Consider the following 16372-nt stretch of genomic DNA (forward strand, 5'->3'; position numbering starts at 1 on the left):
GCGAACATATCAGCCGCCGATGCGGCCGCCGTCGTCCCGCGTGATGACGATGGTGGCGGAGCGCGGGCGGGCCAGCGTGCCTCCGTTGCCGTAGCCGGCGTTGCCCGGCCAGTGGCTGGTGTACTTCTGCGGATCGGCCACATCCGACTGGACGATGGTCTCGCCCGGGTGCTGGATGTTGACGAACAGGGCCTTGCCGTCCGGGGTTTCGCAGCAGCCGGTGATCTCGCAGTCCTTCGAGCCCACCAGGAAGCGCTTGAGCTGTGCCGGCTTGGGTGCCTTGCCCACCGGCGTGGTCACGCTCAGCGTGCTGCCGTCGTTGCGCAGATGGTTCAGCGTCTTGAGCTCACCGTCGCCCACATGGCCCGGCAAGGCGGCCAGCATCATGCAATTGGAGGTGTCGGTGTAGGCACCGTCGTCCGTCTGGATCCAGCAGATGCCGGTGGCCTCGCTGAACCACAGGCCATCCGGGCTGGAGAAGTCCTGGTCGCCAGTGAGCGAGGACAGGTTGACAAGGGCGGGATTGGCGTCCGATTGGGCCCCGAAGAGATAGACGTCCCACTTGAAGTCCAGCGCATCGGGCCGGAAGCCGGCTTCGCGCAGACGCAGGATGTGGCCGTTGACGTTGCCGGGCGAGCCCAGCGCGCCCCCGTTGTACGAGTCACTGTAGGAGCGCGGGTTGGCAGCATCGACCTGGGCGTGCGAGCTGCTGGTGACATCGACCTTGCGGTTGCTGTTGTTGGTCAGCGTGAAGTACACCTCGCCGGTCGACGGGTGGGTGGCGCACCATTCCGGGCGGTCCATCTTGGTCGCGCCCACGGCATCGGCCGCCAGACGGGCGTTGACCAGCACGTCGGCCTGATCGGCAAAGGCGTAGGCTGCGTAGCCGGCGATCAGCGGGTTGCTGAGACTCAGCTCGACCCACTGGCCGCTGCCGTCGGCATTGAACTTCGCCACGAAGAGGCGACCCTCGTCCAGGTACTTGTCGCCCACGGCCAGACGGTCGGCCGCCTCGGCATCACCCGCCTGCCAGACGGCGTTTGAGACGTACTTGTAGATGTACTCGTTGCGCGAGTCATCGCCCATGTAGACAGCCAGTGGCCGGCCGGGCTGCAGCAGGTTGAAGGCACCGCTTTCGTGGGCGAAGCGGCCCAGGGCGGTGCGCTTGCGGGGCGCGGCGGCCGGGTTGTACGGGTCGATTTCGACCATGTAGCCGAAGGTGTTGAGCTCGTTGCGGTAGTCGTCGCTGCCGTCGGTGCTGCTGCCGGTCTTGCTGATGTCGAAGCGGCGGTAGCGATCGGCGCTGCCGCTGGTCTCCCAGCCGTGGCGGCTGGCGGCACCGGCGGCGCGGCCGTAGCGGTTCAGCGAGGCCACGCTCTTGTCGTTGCCGCGTGCGGTGTTGTCGGTGCTGGCGCGGGTGAAGTAGCCGGCCCAGTTCTCCTCGCCGGAGATCAGCGTGCCCCAGGGGGTGCGGCCGGTGCCGCAGTTGTTGAGGGTGCCGCGGCAGGCCAGGCCATCGGGCGCGTACATCGTCTTGACCAGGGCGTTGCCGCGGGCCGGGCCGCGCAGGACCGCCGGGGTCTCCGGGGTGATGCGGCGGTTGAAGGGCGAACGGCGCACAGTGCGGATACCGCCATCGGCCTGGCGGCGGATCTCGACCACGCTGATGCCATGGACCGGGATCTCCTTGTCGGTCTCGGCCATCGGGCGCGGACGCGGCGAAGAGCCGTTGGGGTGCAGGAAGTGGTCAGTGGTGGCTTCGTGGTTCATGGCCAGCAGCGCGCGGCGGCTGGACAGCGGATCACGGCGGCCGTCGTCCGACAGCCCGAAGTAGTCCATGCCATCGTGGTGGTCGCCAGCACGCATCTCGTACTGGGTGTCGGTACCATCATTGCGGTACTCGGACACGCCGGGAGCCAGCGGATCGCCCAAGGCATAGATCACCCGGGCGGTGTAGCCGGCGGGCACGCTGACCATGTCGGCCAGGGCCTTGGCCACCGGCGTGAAGCCCAGGCGGCGCAGCGGCAGACCAGCGGTGCTGGCCTGGGCAGCCAGGGCGGCCGGTGCCAGCACGGCAGTGGCGGCGGCACCCAGGCCGCCCAGCACCAGACCACGGCGCGACAGCCGCGTGTCCAGCACCTGCTGGAAATGGGGGTTGCTGCTGGCGTTGTGGCCGATGTCGTCGGGGTCGGTCAAGTCGTTCATGGCGTCGGGCAATGCGGAGTGATGGAACCCCCGCATCGTCGGCAGCGCCGATGAAACCGGCGTGACGCCAGCGTGACCTCACTGTGACAGGCTGGACTCGAGCGCCGCGGCACCAACGCCGAAAGCATAGGCATCCATGCCCAGGTGGCCCCATTGCACCTCGGCGAACAGGCGCCGGCCCGGCGCGTCATCCCCCGCCGCGCCTGCGGCCACGTGCAGCGGCAGCAGGTGTTCATCGGTGGGGTGCATCAGCGCGGCGTGCGGGGCCTGGCGGCGGTAGTCGTTCAGCGCCGCCCAGTCGGCGGTGGCGACCGTCTGGGCGATCCAGCCGCGGAAGGCCGCGCTCTCGGGGTATTCGGGCTGCGCCGGGTCGCCCCGGCCACCGGCGAACAGGCGCAGGTTGTGGGTGATCGCGCCGGTGCCCATCACCAGCACACCCTGCTTGGCCAGCGGCGCCAGTGCGCGGCCCAGCGCGAACAGCTTCTCCGGCGCCCAGTTCGGCGGCCAGGCGAGCGGCAGCACCGGGATGTCGGCATCGGGGTACATCGAGCGCAGCGGCGTCCAGATGCCGTGGTCCAGGCCGCCCTCAGGCGAGAGCTGGGCGTTCAGGCCGGCGGCGCGCAGCAGGGCGGCCACCTCGCGGGCCAGCGCGGGCGCGCCGTCGGCGTCATAGCGCAGCGCGTAGAGCGGCTCGGGAAAGCCGTAGAAGTCATGCACCGTGGGGTGGCGGGCAGCGGCCAGCAGCACCGGCTCGCGGGTCAGCGAGTGGCCGGAGATGGCCAGCACCGCTTTCGGGCGGCCGAAGGCGGCGTCGATGGCCGGGCCCAGGCGGCGCCAGAAGGCGGTGGTGGCGCCCTCGTCCAGCGCCGTCATCGGCGAGCCGTGCGAGACATACAGGGTCGGCAGTCGGGTGTCCATGGCCAGCATTGAAACACCGGCGCCGCGGGCGGTCGTTCGGCTGGCTTGAACGCGGCATTCGTGGTTTCGGGTACCGTGGCGGGATGCCTGACTCTCCCGTGCGCCTGCCCGTCTGGCGGTTGGCGCTGAACCAGACCCTGCGCGACCTGCGTGCCGGCCAGCTGCGCCTGGTGCTGCTGGCGGTGCTGCTGGCCGTGGCCGCGCTGAGCGCGGTGGGCTTCTTCGCCGACCGGCTGCAGGCCGGCCTGGTGCGCGACGCGGCGGCGCTGATCGGCGGCGACGCCGTGGTCAGCGCCGACCAGCCCGCGCCGCCCTCGTTCGCCGAGCAGGCGCGCGCTGGCGGCCTGGCGGTCAGCCGCAGCGCCAGCTTTCCCAGCATGGCCCGCGCCCTGCCCGCCCAGGGCGGCGCGACCCGGCTGGTGGCGCTGAAGGCGGTGGACGCGCAGTACCCGCTGCGTGGTCAGCTGACGCTGCGGCGCAGCGCCGACGGACCGGCCGAGCGCGTGGCCGGCCGCCCCGAGCCCGGCACGGTGTGGATCGACGAGTCGCTGGCCGGTGCGCTGGGCGTGACGGTGGGCGATCCACTGGGCCTGGGCGACGCCGAGCTGCGCATCGCCCGCCTGATAGTGCTGGAGCCTGACCGCGGCGCCGGCTTCCTGGCTTTTGCGCCGCGGGCGATGATCCACCTGGATGACCTGCCCGGCACCGGCCTGGTGCAGCCGGCCAGCCGCATCAACCACCGGCTGGCGGTGGCCGGCAGCGCGCAGCAGCGCGATGCCGCCGTGGCCTGGTCGCGCTGGGCCCGCGCGGCCATCGAATCCGGCAATCTGAAGGGCATCCGCGTCGAGTCGCTGGAAAGCGGCCGCCCCGAGATGCGCCAGACGCTGGACCGCGCCGGCAAGTTCCTCAGCCTGGTGGCGCTGCTGTCGGCCCTGCTGGCCGCGGTGGCGGTGGCGATCGCCGCGCGCGGCTTTGCCGAGGCGCACCTGGACGACTGCGCGATGCTGCGCGTGCTGGGCGTGCCGCGCCGGCACATCGCGTTGGCCTACACGCTGCAATTCGCTGCGCTGGCGCTGGTGGCCGGCGGTGCCGGCGTGCTGCTGGGCTGGGTGACGCACCTGGCCTTCCTGGGGCTGCTGGGCACGTTGGTGCCGGCCGAGCTGCCGCCGGCCGGCTGGTGGCCAGCGCTGCTGGGGCTGGGCGTGGGCGGTGTGCTGCTGCTGGGCTTCGGCCTGCCGCCGGTGCTGCAACTGGCCCAGGTGCCGCCGCTGCGCGTGATGCGGCGCGATGTGGGCGGTCTGCGCCCGGCCTCGCTGGGCGTGCTGGCCGGCGGCACCGTGGCCTTCGCCGCGCTGCTGGTGGCGGTGGCGCGCGACCCGATGCTGGGCCTGATCGCGGTGGGCGGCTTTGCGGCCGCGACCCTGTTGTTCGCGGTGCTGGCCTTCGGCGCGGTGCGCCTGCTGGGCTGGCTGGTGCCCGAGGCCGGCGCGCCGCGCGCGCTGCGCCTGGCCACGCGGCAGCTGGTGGCGCGGCCGGCCTATGCGGTGCTGCAGGTCTCGTCGCTGGCGGTGGGCCTGATGGCGCTGGTGCTGCTGGTGCTGCTGCGCACCGACCTGGTTGACAGCTGGCGCCGCGCCACGCCGCCCGACGCGCCCGACCGCTTCGTCATCAACCTGCAGCCCGACCAGGTGACCGACTTTGAGGCGATGCTGAAAGACGCCGGCGTCGGTGGCCACGACCTGTTCCCGATGATCCGTGGTCGCCTGCTGACGATCAACGGCGCGCCACCCGGCCCGGCGATCGAGGCCGACGAGCGCGCCCGCCGCCTGGTGGAGCGCGAATTCAACCTCAGCCACGCCGCCGCCCTGCCCGGCCACAACCGCGTCACCGCTGGCGCCTGGACACCGGAAGAGGCTGACGGGCTGAGCGTGGAAGAAGGCCTGGCGCAGACCCTGGGCCTGAAGCTGGGCGACCGGCTGCGCTTTGACATCGCCGGCATCGAGCGCGAGGGCCGCGTCACCAGCCTGCGCAAGGTGGAATGGGGCTCGATGCGGGCCAACTTCTTCGTCATGTTCACGGTATCGGCCATGCCCGAACTGCCGGCCACCTGGATGGCGGCCTACCGGGCGCCCACCGAGCGCGGCTTCGACAACCGGCTGGTGCAGCGCTTTCCCAACCTCACCAATGTCGACGTGACCGCGTCGATCAACCAGCTGCAGAGCGTGCTGGCGCAGGTGATCGGCGCGATCGAGACCCTCTTTGCCTTCACCCTGGCCGCCGGCCTGGCGGTGCTGCTGGCCGCGGTGACGGCCACCCGCGAATCGCGCGCCCGCGAATACGCGGTGATGCGCGCCTGCGGCGCCAGCAGCCGCCTGCTGGCCCAGGTGCAGCGGGTGGAACTGCTGGGGGTGGGCGCGCTGGCTGGCCTGCTGGCCACGCTGGCGGCGATGGGCGTGGGCGCGCTGCTGGCGCGCTACGCGTTTGAATTCCGCTGGACCGCCGGCCCCGAGGTGCCGCTGCTGGGCACGCTGGTGGGCGCATTGCTGGCGCTGGCCGCCGGCTGGTGGGGCCTGCGCGAGGTACTGCGCCGCCCGGTGGTGGAGACACTGCGCCGCGCGCCCGAGTGAGTCAGGCGCGCTGGCGCTGCGTCACTTCAAGTTGGTCCAGGCCAGCTCCAGCCAGTTGTCGGCGCGATGCACCACATCGACGTTCTGGCGCGCTGCCCAGGGGATGAACTGGCGGTGCAGCGGGATGTAGTGCACCTGCTCCTTCATCTCCATGAAGACCTGCTTGATGAGCTCCTTGCGCTTGGCCGGGTCGCCCTCGATCGATGAGGCCGCCGCCAGCGCGTCGAGCTTGTCATTCTTGAAGTTGCCGCGGTTGTACTCGCCCACGCCGTTGGCGCCCCGGTTGCGGTAGAGCGGGGTGAAGCTGGTCTCGGCATCGGTGATCGCGCCGCCCCAGCCGAACAGGTAGAGGCTGGTGTCGAGCTTCTCGGTCTTGGGGAAGTAGGTGACCTTGGGCATCGCGTTGACGCGCACCTTGATGCCGATCTTGTCCCACATCGCCGCCAGCGCCACGCAGATTTCCTCGTCGTTGATGTAGCGGTTGTTGGGGCAGTCCAGCGTGACCTCGAAGCCGCTGGCGTAGCCGGCCTCGGCCATCAGCGCCTTGGCCTTGGCCTGGTCGTAGGGCAGGCGCTTCTCGATCTCGGGGTCGTTGAAGCTGGCCAGCGGCGAGGGCACCACCACGCCGGTGGGCGCCGACTGGTTGTTCATCAGCTTGGACTTGATGGTCTCGATGTCGACGGCCTGGTACATGGCGCGGCGCACGCGCACGTCCTTGAACGGGTTCTTGCCGTCGGGCGACTTGCCGTAGAGCAGGCTGTCGCGGGCCTGGTCGAGGCCGATGTAGATGATGCGGTTTTCGGGGCCGTCGATCACCTTGACGCCACTGGTGCCGCGCAGGCGGGCCACGTCGCGCGGCGGCGGGTCGAGCACGAAGTCGATCTCACCGGAGATCAGTGCGGCGGTGCGCGTGGCGTCGTTGGCGATCTGGTGGTAGACCGCCTCCTGCAGGTTGCCGTCGAACTTGCCCCACCAGCCGGCGAAGCGTTTGTAGCTGGTCTTCACCCCGGGCGTGCGCGAGACGGCCTGGAACGGCCCGGTGCCATTGGCATTGGTGGCGGCGTAGGTCTCTTCCTTGTCCTTGAAGCTCTGCGGGCGCACCACCTTGTACTTCTCGCACCAGGCCTTGCTCATGATGAAGATGGTGTCCAGGTGCTGCAGGAAGATCGGGTTGGGCGCCTTCTGCGTGAACTCCACCGTCAGCTCGTCGATCTTCTTGACCTCGCCCAGGGCGGCGGCGTAGTTGGCGATCTGCGAGCTGGGCTGGCGCGCGCGCTCGACCGAGAACACCACATCGTCGGCGGTGAAGGCCGCGCCGTCATGGAACTTCACGCCCGGGCGCAACTTGAAGCGCCACTTGGTGGGCGAGAGCTGCTGCCAGGACAGCGCCAGCTGCGGCGCGATGCCCAGTTGCTTGTCGCGCATGACCAGGCGCTCGTAGACCTGGCCGTTCATCATGTTGGTTAGGCTCTCGTTCTGCGAGTGCGGGTCGAGCGTGAGCAGGTCGCCGGAGCTGGCGTAACGCAGGGTCTGGGCCTGGGCGGCCGCGCCGGCCAGGGCCGCGGCCAGAACAAGCGATAGCAGGGTGCGCTGGGGCATGGGTCCTCCTTGGATGGATGACCGCAGTGTAGGCACGAGCCGTGCCAATCCGGGCGACGGGGTTTCCCGGGCCGCCTGGTGGCCCAGGCGCTCAGGCAGCCGGGTAGCCTTCCTCGGCCAGCGCCTGCTTGACCGCGTCGGCCGGCTGGGTGGTCTCGATCACCACGGTGTGGCTGGGCAGGTCGATCTGCACCTGGGCGGTGGCGTCGAGCTTCTGCACGGTGCTGGTCACGGTGCGGGCGCAGTGGCCGCAGGTCATGTCGGGGAGGGTCAGGGTGAGGCTCATCATGGGACTCCAGGAACGAATACCGCCAGTATGCCGACCTCCCGGCGCGCCGCCGGCCCCACTTGCGATCGATCAATCGGCGGCGCGTTAGAGTGGCCGGATGATCACCCTGCCTGTCGAAGGCATGACCTGCGCGTCCTGCGCCGGCCGTGTCGAGCGCGCCCTGCAGAAAGTGGCGGGCGTTGCCGGCGCCAACGTCAACCTGGCGGCCGAACTGGTCGTGGTGGATGCGCCACCCGGCCTGCTGGCTGACAGCGTGGCCGCGGTGCAGCGCGCCGGCTACCAGGTGCCGCTGGCCAGCACCGCGCTGGCGATCGAGGGCATGACCTGCGCCAGCTGCTCCGGCCGCGTCGAGCGCGCGCTGAACAAACTCCCGGGCGTACTGGAAGCCAGCGTCAACCTGGCCACCAACGAGGCCCTGGTGCGCCACGTGGCGGACCCAGCGATGGCCGAGCGCCTGGTGGCCGCCGTGCAAGCGGCGGGCTACGGCGCCCGCGCCGCCGACACACCCGACACCGACGTGGTGCCGGCCTGGCGCAACGAAGGCGTGCAGGTGCTGGCCTCGGCGCTGCTGAGCCTGCCACTGGTGCTGCCGATGCTGGGCGACCTGATCGGCCAGCATTGGATGCTGCCGCCGCTGTGGCAACTGCTGCTGGCCGCGCCGGTGCAGTTCATCTTTGGCGCGCGCTTCTTTGTGGCGGGCTTCAAGGCGCTGCGCGCCGGCAGCGCCAACATGGACGTGCTGGTGGCGCTGGGCACGGCCGCCGCCTTCAGCCTGTCGCTGGTGCTGTGGGCGCGCGACGAGACGGGCATGCCGCACCTGTACTTTGAGAGCGCCGCCATGGTGATCACGCTGGTGCGCCTGGGCAAGTGGCTGGAGAGCCGCGCCAAGCGCCACACGCTGGATGCACTGAAGGCGCTGCAGGCCCTGCGCCCGTCCAGCGCCACGGTGCAACGCGGCGGCGCCTGGGTGGAACTGCCGGTGGCGCAGTTGCAGGCGGGCGACCTGGTGCAGGTCAAGCCGGGCCAGCGCATTGCGGTGGACGGGGTGGTGGTGGACGGTCAGAGCCACGTCGATGAATCACTGATCACCGGTGAGAGCCTGCCGGTGGCGCGCGGCCCGGGCGATGCAGTGACCGGCGGCGCGGTCAATGCCGAGGGCCTGCTGCTGCTGCGCGCCACCGCGCTGGGCGCCGAAAGCCAGATCGAGCGCATCGTGCGCCTGGTGGCCTCGGCCCAGGCCAAGAAGGCGCCGATCCAGCAGCAGGTGGACCGGGTGGCCGCGGTCTTCGTGCCGGCGGTGCTGGTGATCGCGCTGCTGACGCTGCTGGGCTGGTGGTGGGCCGGCGCCGACACCCCCACCGCGCTGATCCATGCGGTATCGGTGCTGGTCATCGCCTGCCCCTGTGCGCTGGGCCTGGCCACGCCGGCCACACTGATGGTGGCCAGCGGCCTGGCGGCGCGGCGCGGCATCCTGGTGCGCGACGCCAGCGCGCTGGAGCGCCTGCGCGATGTGCAGGTGGTGGCCTTCGACAAGACCGGCACGCTGACCGAGGGCCGCCCGCGCCTGGCCGGCTGCGAGGCGGCCGATGGCGGTGACCAGGCCGCAGTGCTGCACCTGGCCGCCGCGCTGCAGCAGGGCAGCGAACACCCGCTGGCGCGTGCCGTGCTGGATGCCGCCGGCACCGGGGTGCCCACCGCGCAGGGCCTGCGCGCCGTGCCCGGCCAGGGCGTGGCGGGCACGGTCGAGGGACGGCCGCTGGTGCTGGGCCATGGGCGCTGGATGGCCTCGCTGGGCGTGGACACCGCGGGCCTGGCCGCCCAGGCCGCGGCGTGGCAGGACGAGGGCCGCACCGTGTCCTGGCTGGCCGAAACCGCGCCGGCGCCGCGCCTGCTGGGCGCCTTGGGCTTTGGCGATGACGCCCGGCCGCGGTCCGCCGCTACCGTGGCTGCGCTGGCGCGCCAGCGCGTGCGCAGCGTGCTGATCAGCGGCGACAACCCCGGCGCCGCCGGCCGCCTGGCGCGCGAGGCGGGTCTGGCCGAGTTCCACGCCGAGGTGCGCCCCGAGGCCAAGGCCGCGCTGGTCGAGCAGCTGCGCCAGGGCCTGCCGCCCGGCGCCGCGGTGGCCATGGTGGGCGACGGCATCAACGACGCCCCGGCGCTGGCCGCCGCCGATGTGGGCATCGCGATGACCCACGCCGATGGCGGCACCGACGTGGCCATGCACACCGCCGGCCTGACGCTGCTGCGTGGCGACCCCTGGAGCGTGGTCGAGGCGCTGGCGCTGGCCCGCGCCACCGGCCGCACGATCCGCCAGAACCTGTTCTGGGCCTTTGCCTACAACGTGATCGGCCTGCCGCTGGCCGCGCTGGGCCAGCTCAGCCCGATGGTGGCCGGCGCGGCGATGGCGCTGTCCAGCGTCTGCGTGGTGGGCAATGCCCTGCGGCTGGGGCGCTGGCGGCCGCCGCAGCCCTGATCAGGGCATGGCCAGCCGGATCGACTGCTCTTCGCGCCGCCACAGCACGCCGTCGGCTTGCACCGCCAGCCACCAGGTCTGTGTGGCCGGATCGGGCCGCGGCTGGGCAAAGGCGGCGGGCTGCAGCACGGCCACGCACCAGGCCGGCAGCGGCGCGCGCACCGAGGTGTAGACCAGCGCGCCCAGCCCGGCCTCGCGCGCCACGCGGCCCAGGGCCTGGGTGGCGCTGTAGTCATCGCGGGCGGTCCAGGCGGCCGCATCCTGGTCCAAGGGCGGCTGGCGCAGGTCCACCGCCACCGTGTCCAGGTCCACCGCGAAGGCGGTGTGCGCCACCGGCTCCAGGCGCTGCAGGCCCGGCGCATCCTGCAGGAAGCGCCAGCGCCACCAGCCCAGCTCGGCGGCGGCGGTGGGCACGTCCTGGGCGGCGTAGAACACGCCGGGATCGGTGCCGGCGCGAAAGCGCGAGCCGCCCGGCCACGGCGGGTAGCGAAACGGCGCGGCCAGCAGGTAGTGCAGCGGCGCGGCGGCCGGCGGCAGCGCCGGCTTGTGGCCGTCGAGCAGTTGTTCCAGCAGATCCTGCTCGGCGGCGTCGTCGACCAGCTTCATCGTGGAGGCCACGTGCTGGGCCTCGACCATGCGCCAGGCGCGCTCGCGCCAGGGCTGGTGCTCAGACCACAGCGCGGCTGGCGTCCAGGTAGTGGACAACACGCACCAGGCCCTCAGTGGTGGTCATCAGCGCGGCAGGCACGCCGCCCAGTGCCAGGTTGGGGCTGGCCAGCCAGCGGCGGGCCGAGGCCTCGTCGCCAACGATGGAATCGAGCGAGCGGAAGGCACGCACGAACAGCAGCGCGAACTCCCACTCCTTGCGCTGCGGCTGCAGCTGGTAGCTGCCGGCGTACAGGCGGGTGATGGTGGCCGGGCTGACGCCCAGCACCTGCGCCAGCCAGCTGCGCGACTGGCCCAGGCGCTCGGCGGCACGCGTGGCCGCCTTGCCCAGCACAGCCTGGGCCTCATCCCCGTTCAGCGGACGGGGTGACACGGCGTAGGGCGCGGTGGCTTCGGCGGCCGCCGAGGCGGTGGGTCCGAGGGCAGGCATGGCGGGATCCTTTCAAAGGAAATGATATATCCGCCAGATTTCCATGGCAATCACCCACCCAGCGCCGGGGCCACCTGGGCCTGCAGCTGCTCCCGCAGCCAACGCTGCACCGGGTCGCTCTGGTGGCGCTGGTGCCAGACCAGGTACATCGGCATCGCCGGCGTCTTCAGCGGCACGGGCGTCACGCCCAGGCCGCTCAGCGCGGTGCGCGCCATCAGCGAGGGCGCGGTGGCCAGCCAGGGGCTGCCACGCAGCATCGCGCCCAGCGCCGCCAGGCCGGGCACGGTGGCCACGAAGCGGCGCTGCACGCCCTGGGCCAGCAGCCACTCGTCAATGTCCAGGCGGCGGCGCGGCGCGTACAGCACCGTCACATGCTCGGCGGCCAGGTACTCGGCTCGGCTGGCCGGGGCGGCACGCTGCGCCGGGTCGTGGAAGACAGCGTAGCGGTCCTGGAACAGGCGCTTTTGCAGGATGTCGGTGGCCTCGGGCGGTCGCGGCGTGATCACCAGGTGGCAGGCCTGGTCGCGCAGCAGCTCGGCACTGGGCGCGCCCGAGGCGATCACATGCAGGCGCACGCCCGGCGCTTGGGCGTGCAGCGTGCGCAGCAGGCCGGGCAGCAGCAGGTCGCGCTGCAGGTCGTTGGCGGCGACGGTGAACTCGGCGTCCAGCCGCGCCGGGTCAAAGCCGGCGGCGTGGCTGAAGGCGCGCAGCTCGTCCAGCAGCGTGCGAGCGCGCCGCGCCAGCTCGGCCGCCTGCGCAGTGGCCACGATGCCGCGGCCCGACTTGACGAACAGCGGGTCGCCCGTGATGGCGCGCAGCTTGTCCAGCCCATGGCTGACGGCCGACTGGGTGACGCCCAGGCGCTGCGCAGCCCGGGTGACCGAGCGTTCATCGATGACCGCCAGCAGCAGCTGCAAGGCGTGGCCGTCCAAGTCCAAATGATCGAAATGGCTCATGGGTTTAATGAGTATGCATCGCTTTATCTGAATTGTGGTCTTGCCCAGAATGCCGCCCATCGCCCACCCCAGGAGACAAGCCATGTGCGGCATCAACATCCCCGGCACCCAGCTGTTCGACAAGACCATGGCCGTCAAGGGCTATGCGCTGAACAAGATGTGCTTCTCGTTCAACGAGGCCGCCAACCGCCAGGCCTTCCTGGCCGACGAGGAGGGCTACATGCGCCGCTACGGCCTGAACGAGCAGCAGGCCGCCGCGATCCGCGCGAAAAACGTGTTGCAACTGCTGGAGGCCGGCGGCAACGCCTACTACCTGGCCAAGTTCGCCGGCATCTTCGGGCTGGACATGCAGGACATCGGGGCCCAGCAGACCGGCCTGACCAAGGCCGAGTTCCAGGCCAAGCTCAACGCCTACGCGGCCGAGTAACCCCACCCGGAGAATTCACATGGCACACATCGTCGGCGCCGTCACCACCTCGCACGTTCCGGCCATCGGCAAGGCCATCGCCAAGGGCCTGCAAAGCGAGCCCTACTGGAAGCCCTTCTTCGACGGCTTCATCAACGTGCGCGAGTGGCTCAAGGACGCCCGCCCGGACGTGGTGGTGGTGCTCTACAACGACCACGGCCTGAACTTTTTCCTCGACAAGATGCCCACCTTCGCGGTGGGCGCCGCGCCCACCTACACCAATGCCGACGAGGGCTGGGGCATTCCCACGATCCCGGCCTTCAGCGGCGAGCAGGCGCTGTCCTGGCACCTGATCGAGCACCTGGTGGAGCAGGAGTTCGACCTCACCACCTGCCAGGAGATGCTGGTCGACCACGCGTTCACGCTGCCGATGGCGCTGCTGTGGCCCGAGCAGAACTGGCCGGTCAAGGTGGTGCCGGTGTGCATCAACACCGTGCAGTTCCCGTTGCCCTCGGCCAAGCGCTGCTGGAAGCTGGGCGAGCAGATCGGCCAGGCCGTGCGCGCCTGGGACAGCGACGCCCGCGTGATGTTCCTGGGCACCGGCGGCCTGAGCCACCAGCTGGAGGGCGAGCGCGCCGGCTTCATCAACAAGGACTTCGACCTGGCCTTCATGGACAGCCTGACCACGAATCCGCAGTGGGCCACGCAGTGGAACTCGGCCGAGCTGGTGGAGAAGGCCGGCACCCAGGGCATTGAGCTGCTGATGTGGCTGGCCACCCGCGCCGCGCTGGGCGACGGCGCGCGCGAGGTGCACCGCAACTACCACATCCCCATCAGCAACACCGCCAGCGGCGTGATGGTGATGGAGCCGGCGGCCTGACCGGTCAATGGAAGCTGTGGATCATCTCCCGCACCCGCGGGTAGATCTGGTGCTGCCAGCGTTTGCCGCTGAACACGCCGTAGTGGCCCACCCCCGTCTGCACATGATGTGACTTCATGTAGGGCGGGATGCGCGGACACAGGTCGTGCGCGGCCACGGTCTGGCCGATGGCACAGATGTCGTCGCGCTCGCCCTCCACGGTGAACAGCGCGGTGCGGCGGATCGCGCTGGTGTCCACCGGCGTGCCGTCCAGCACCAGCTCGCCGCGCGCCAGCAGGTGCTGCTGGAAAACCTGGGCCACGGTCTCGAGGTAGAACTCGGCCGGCAGGTCATTGACCGCGAAGTACTCGGCGTAGAACTCGGCCGTGCGCGCTGCGCCCTCGTCATCGCCCTGCACCCGCTTGTCGTACAGGCCCTTGAGCGCGTCGCGGTGGCGCTCGGGGTTCATCGACATGAAGGCCGTGAGCTGCAGGAAGCCGGGGTAGACGCGGCGAAAGGCACCGGGGTAGCGCCAGGGCACCAGCGAGATCAGGTTCTTCTCGAACCACTCGATCGGCTGGCTGGTGGCCAGCTCGTTGACCGCGGTGGGATTGATGCGGGTGTCGATCGGGCCGGCCATCAGCGTCATGCTGCGCGGCTGGGCGATGTGGCCGCGCTGCGCCATCAGCGCCACCGCGGCCAGCGTGGGTACGCAGGGCTGGCAGACCGCCAGCAGGTGGGTGTGGGGGCCCAGGGCCTCGATGAAGCCGATCACATGCTCGACATATTCGGCCAGCCCGAAGCGGCCGGCCGACAGCGGCACGTGGCGCGCGTTGTGCCAGTCGGTGATGTAGACATCGTGGTCGGCCAGCATGGTGCGGGCGGTGTCGGTCAGCAGCGTCGCGAAGTGGCCGGACAGCGGCGCCACGATCAGCACCTTGGGCAGGTCCTGGCTGCCGTCGGCCACGTCGGCCCGCTCGAAGCGCAGCAGCGTGGCGAAGGGCGTGCGCTGCACCACCTGCTCGCGCACCTGCACCGTGCCGGCCGGTGTCTGCACCGATTCGATGCCGAAGGGCGGCCGCAGGTGCGTCATGCGCAGGCGCGAGAACAGGTCGAGCGCGGCGCAGGCCTCGCGCCAGCCCGGCACCGCCAGCGGGCCGCGCGCCCAGGGCCGCAGCGCCGCCGCGCCCCAGTGGGCGGCATCCTGCCAGGGGCCGATGCGGTCGGTGAGGGCCTGGTAGGTGGCGTAGAGCATGGTGGTGTGGGGCAGAGGCGGGTGCCGCTGTCGTCGCAAGTTGCGGGCCATTGGCCGGATGCAGCCTTGGCACGCGGCTTGCGGCGCCCTGGCGGACCGCCCGCAGGAGACACCATGGCCAGCCCCACCACGCTCACGATCAGCAGCAAGAACTACTCGTCCTGGTCGCTGCGCGGCTGGTTGCTGTGCCGGCTGGCCGGGCTGGAGTTCAAGGAGGTGATGGTCAGCCCCGACGACGCCGCGGCCAAGGCCGAGATGCTGCTGCTGGCGCCGTCCATCCTGGTGCCCTGCCTGCGCCACCAGGGCGTGACCGTGTGGGACACGCTGGCCATCGCCGAGTACCTGCACGAGATCAAGCCCAAGGCCGGCTTGCTGCCCGCCGACCGCGCCGCGCGCGCCCACTGCCGGGCGATCTGCGGCGAGATGCATTCAGGCTTTGCGTCGCTGCGCTCGGCGCTGCCGATGAACCTGAAGGCGCGTTTCCCCGGCTACAAGGTCTGGAGCCGCGCGCAGACCGACATCGACCGCGTGCTGCAAATCTGGCAGGAATGCCTGGAGCAGTACGGTGGACCCTTCCTGTTTGGTGACCGGCCCACCATGGCCGATGCGATGTACGCGCCGGTGGTGACGCGTTTCCAGACCTACGATGTCACGCCGCCCCAGGCGGACGGCCAGGGCTACTGCGCCACCATCCTGGCGCTGCCCGACCTGCAGCACTGGATCGCCCAGGCCCGCAAGGAGCCCGAGGCGATCGATGAGCTGGAAGTCGAGTTCTGAGAGCGGGGCTCAGAGGCCCCAGCCCTTGGACTCGGGCACCGGGCACACCGGCTCGACGTCGATGGTCTTGAAGTTGGCCGGGCCGACGATCTCCAGGTACTCCATGTCCGGCGAGTAGTCGAACAGGTAGTGGCGTACACCGGGGCGCTGGTGCACGCAGTCGCCTGCGCTGACCAGTGTCTCCTGGTCATCGTACATGAACTTGGCCCAGCCGCGCAGCATGAACACGATATGGAAGTCCGCCTCGTGGCGGTGCCAGCCGGTTCCCTTCTCCGGTGCGTTGTGCGCGATCACCAGCTGGGCAACAACCTTGCCGCGCGTGGCATCGGCCACACCCAGGTCGCGGTAGAGGAAGAAATCGCGCAGCCCGTCGCCTCTGAACGCCGTGTCGGCGGGCTTGACGTGCGAGAACAGCGTGTCCTGGACCTTGTCGAGCATGGGGACCTCCGGGGGGTGGGTGGTCCCGGGATCGGATGCATGCGCCGTGCCATGCCGGGCGCACCCGCGGGGTGCGCACCGTGGCCTGGATTCAGCGGCGAGACGCTGGCGTACCGCGCGGCCGCGGCGTGCTGCCCAGGCCACCGGCCTGCTCCAGCCACAGCAGCGCCTCCAGTTGCGTGGCCAGGTGCTGCAGGTAGTCGGGCGCGGTGTCGCGCATCAGGCACAGCGCCTGGTGCAGCAGCCGGGGCGTGTTCAGCGGGCCGGCCTGCGGCGGCACCTCGGCCAGGGCCTGCACCAGGCGCTGTTCGGCGCTCAGCCGGGTCCAGGTGCGGCGGTAGCGGCGCACGGTCTTCAGCTCGGGCGGCGCGCTCGCGGCGCCGGGGCTGAGCGCGGGCGCGGCCTCGTCGCCGTCCAGGTGGGCGCGCAGCGCGGCCAGCGGGCCGGGGCGGCGCGGTGCGGCGGCGGGGTGTG

At 71.1% G+C, this 16372-nt stretch carries 15 protein-coding genes; 5 read left to right on the forward strand and 10 right to left on the reverse strand.

What is annotated here, in order from left to right; translation table 11 throughout:
• Window positions 1-9 precede the first annotated feature (9 nt).
• Together KAK06_RS22530 and KAK06_RS22535 are read right to left on the reverse strand one after the other, a co-directional pair.
• Window positions 10-2205 (reverse strand): PhoX family protein, encoded by a 2196-nt coding sequence (locus KAK06_RS22530; protein WP_210804420.1) that lies wholly within the window; start codon window positions 2203-2205, stop codon window positions 10-12.
• Window positions 2206-2283: 78 nt separating this feature from the next.
• A complete protein-coding gene (locus KAK06_RS22535; RefSeq protein WP_210804421.1) occupies window positions 2284-3123 on the reverse strand; it encodes a dioxygenase family protein in 840 nt (279 codons plus the stop codon).
• Window positions 3124-3206: 83 nt separating this feature from the next.
• On the opposite strand from KAK06_RS22535, the gene KAK06_RS22540 reads away from it, so the two are divergent.
• Window positions 3207-5750: an ABC transporter permease gene (locus KAK06_RS22540; protein WP_210804422.1), complete on the forward strand. Its 2544-nt coding sequence runs from the start codon at window positions 3207-3209 to the stop codon at window positions 5748-5750.
• A gap of 21 nt (window positions 5751-5771) precedes the next feature.
• Here the strand turns inward: KAK06_RS22540 and KAK06_RS22545 are convergent, their stop codons facing one another.
• Window positions 5772-7349 (reverse strand): ABC transporter substrate-binding protein, encoded by a 1578-nt coding sequence (locus KAK06_RS22545; protein WP_210804423.1) that lies wholly within the window; start codon window positions 7347-7349, stop codon window positions 5772-5774.
• Window positions 7350-7440: 91 nt separating this feature from the next.
• Window positions 7441-7635: a heavy-metal-associated domain-containing protein gene (locus KAK06_RS22550; RefSeq protein WP_210804424.1), complete on the reverse strand. Its 195-nt coding sequence runs from the start codon at window positions 7633-7635 to the stop codon at window positions 7441-7443.
• Between the two features lie 100 nt (window positions 7636-7735).
• Here KAK06_RS22550 and KAK06_RS22555 point away from each other — a divergent pair, with 100 nt between their 5' ends.
• The gene (locus tag KAK06_RS22555; protein WP_210804425.1) at window positions 7736-10111 is read left to right on the forward strand and encodes a heavy metal translocating P-type ATPase; all 2376 of its coding nucleotides are present in this window, start codon (window positions 7736-7738) and stop codon (window positions 10109-10111) included.
• Here the strand turns inward: KAK06_RS22555 and KAK06_RS22560 are convergent, their stop codons facing one another.
• The 3 genes from KAK06_RS22560 to KAK06_RS22570 are packed head-to-tail and all read right to left on the reverse strand — an operon-like array spanning window position 10112 to window position 12163.
• Complete coding sequence (locus tag KAK06_RS22560; RefSeq protein WP_210804426.1) at window positions 10112-10819, reverse strand: RES family NAD+ phosphorylase; 708 nt, start codon at window positions 10817-10819, stop codon at window positions 10112-10114.
• On the reverse strand, window positions 10779-11207 hold the full coding sequence (locus KAK06_RS22565) for an MbcA/ParS/Xre antitoxin family protein (protein ID WP_210804427.1): 429 nt from the start codon (window positions 11205-11207) through the stop codon (window positions 10779-10781). Before KAK06_RS22565 ends, KAK06_RS22560 begins: the two co-directional genes overlap by 41 nt.
• Window positions 11208-11257: 50 nt before the next feature.
• On the reverse strand, window positions 11258-12163 hold the full coding sequence (locus tag KAK06_RS22570) for a LysR family transcriptional regulator (RefSeq protein WP_210804428.1): 906 nt from the start codon (window positions 12161-12163) through the stop codon (window positions 11258-11260).
• 82 nt (window positions 12164-12245) lie between these two features.
• On the opposite strand from KAK06_RS22570, the gene KAK06_RS22575 reads away from it, so the two are divergent.
• On the forward strand, window positions 12246-12590 hold the full coding sequence (locus KAK06_RS22575; RefSeq protein WP_210804429.1) for a protocatechuate 4,5-dioxygenase subunit alpha: 345 nt from the start codon (window positions 12246-12248) through the stop codon (window positions 12588-12590).
• A 19-nt stretch (window positions 12591-12609) separates the two neighbouring features.
• The gene (locus KAK06_RS22580; protein ID WP_210804430.1) at window positions 12610-13449 is read left to right on the forward strand and encodes a class III extradiol dioxygenase family protein; all 840 of its coding nucleotides are present in this window, start codon (window positions 12610-12612) and stop codon (window positions 13447-13449) included.
• 4 nt (window positions 13450-13453) lie between these two features.
• On the opposite strand, the gene KAK06_RS22585 is transcribed toward KAK06_RS22580, so the two are convergent.
• A complete protein-coding gene (locus KAK06_RS22585; RefSeq protein ID WP_210804431.1) occupies window positions 13454-14683 on the reverse strand; it encodes a polyhydroxyalkanoate depolymerase in 1230 nt (409 codons plus the stop codon).
• 114 nt (window positions 14684-14797) lie between these two features.
• On the opposite strand from KAK06_RS22585, the gene KAK06_RS22590 reads away from it, so the two are divergent.
• A complete protein-coding gene (locus KAK06_RS22590) occupies window positions 14798-15460 on the forward strand; it encodes a glutathione S-transferase family protein (RefSeq protein ID WP_210804432.1) in 663 nt (220 codons plus the stop codon).
• A gap of 9 nt (window positions 15461-15469) precedes the next feature.
• Here the strand turns inward: KAK06_RS22590 and KAK06_RS22595 are convergent, their stop codons facing one another.
• A complete protein-coding gene (locus KAK06_RS22595) occupies window positions 15470-15898 on the reverse strand; it encodes a cupin domain-containing protein (protein ID WP_210804433.1) in 429 nt (142 codons plus the stop codon).
• A 91-nt stretch (window positions 15899-15989) separates the two neighbouring features.
• A partial coding sequence (locus KAK06_RS22600; protein ID WP_210804434.1) for a DUF2894 domain-containing protein occupies window positions 15990-16372 on the reverse strand: 383 nt, incomplete at its 5' end.

This window comes from Ideonella aquatica, assembly GCF_018069755.1.
Lineage (GTDB): Bacteria > Pseudomonadota > Gammaproteobacteria > Burkholderiales > Burkholderiaceae_C > Ideonella > Ideonella aquatica.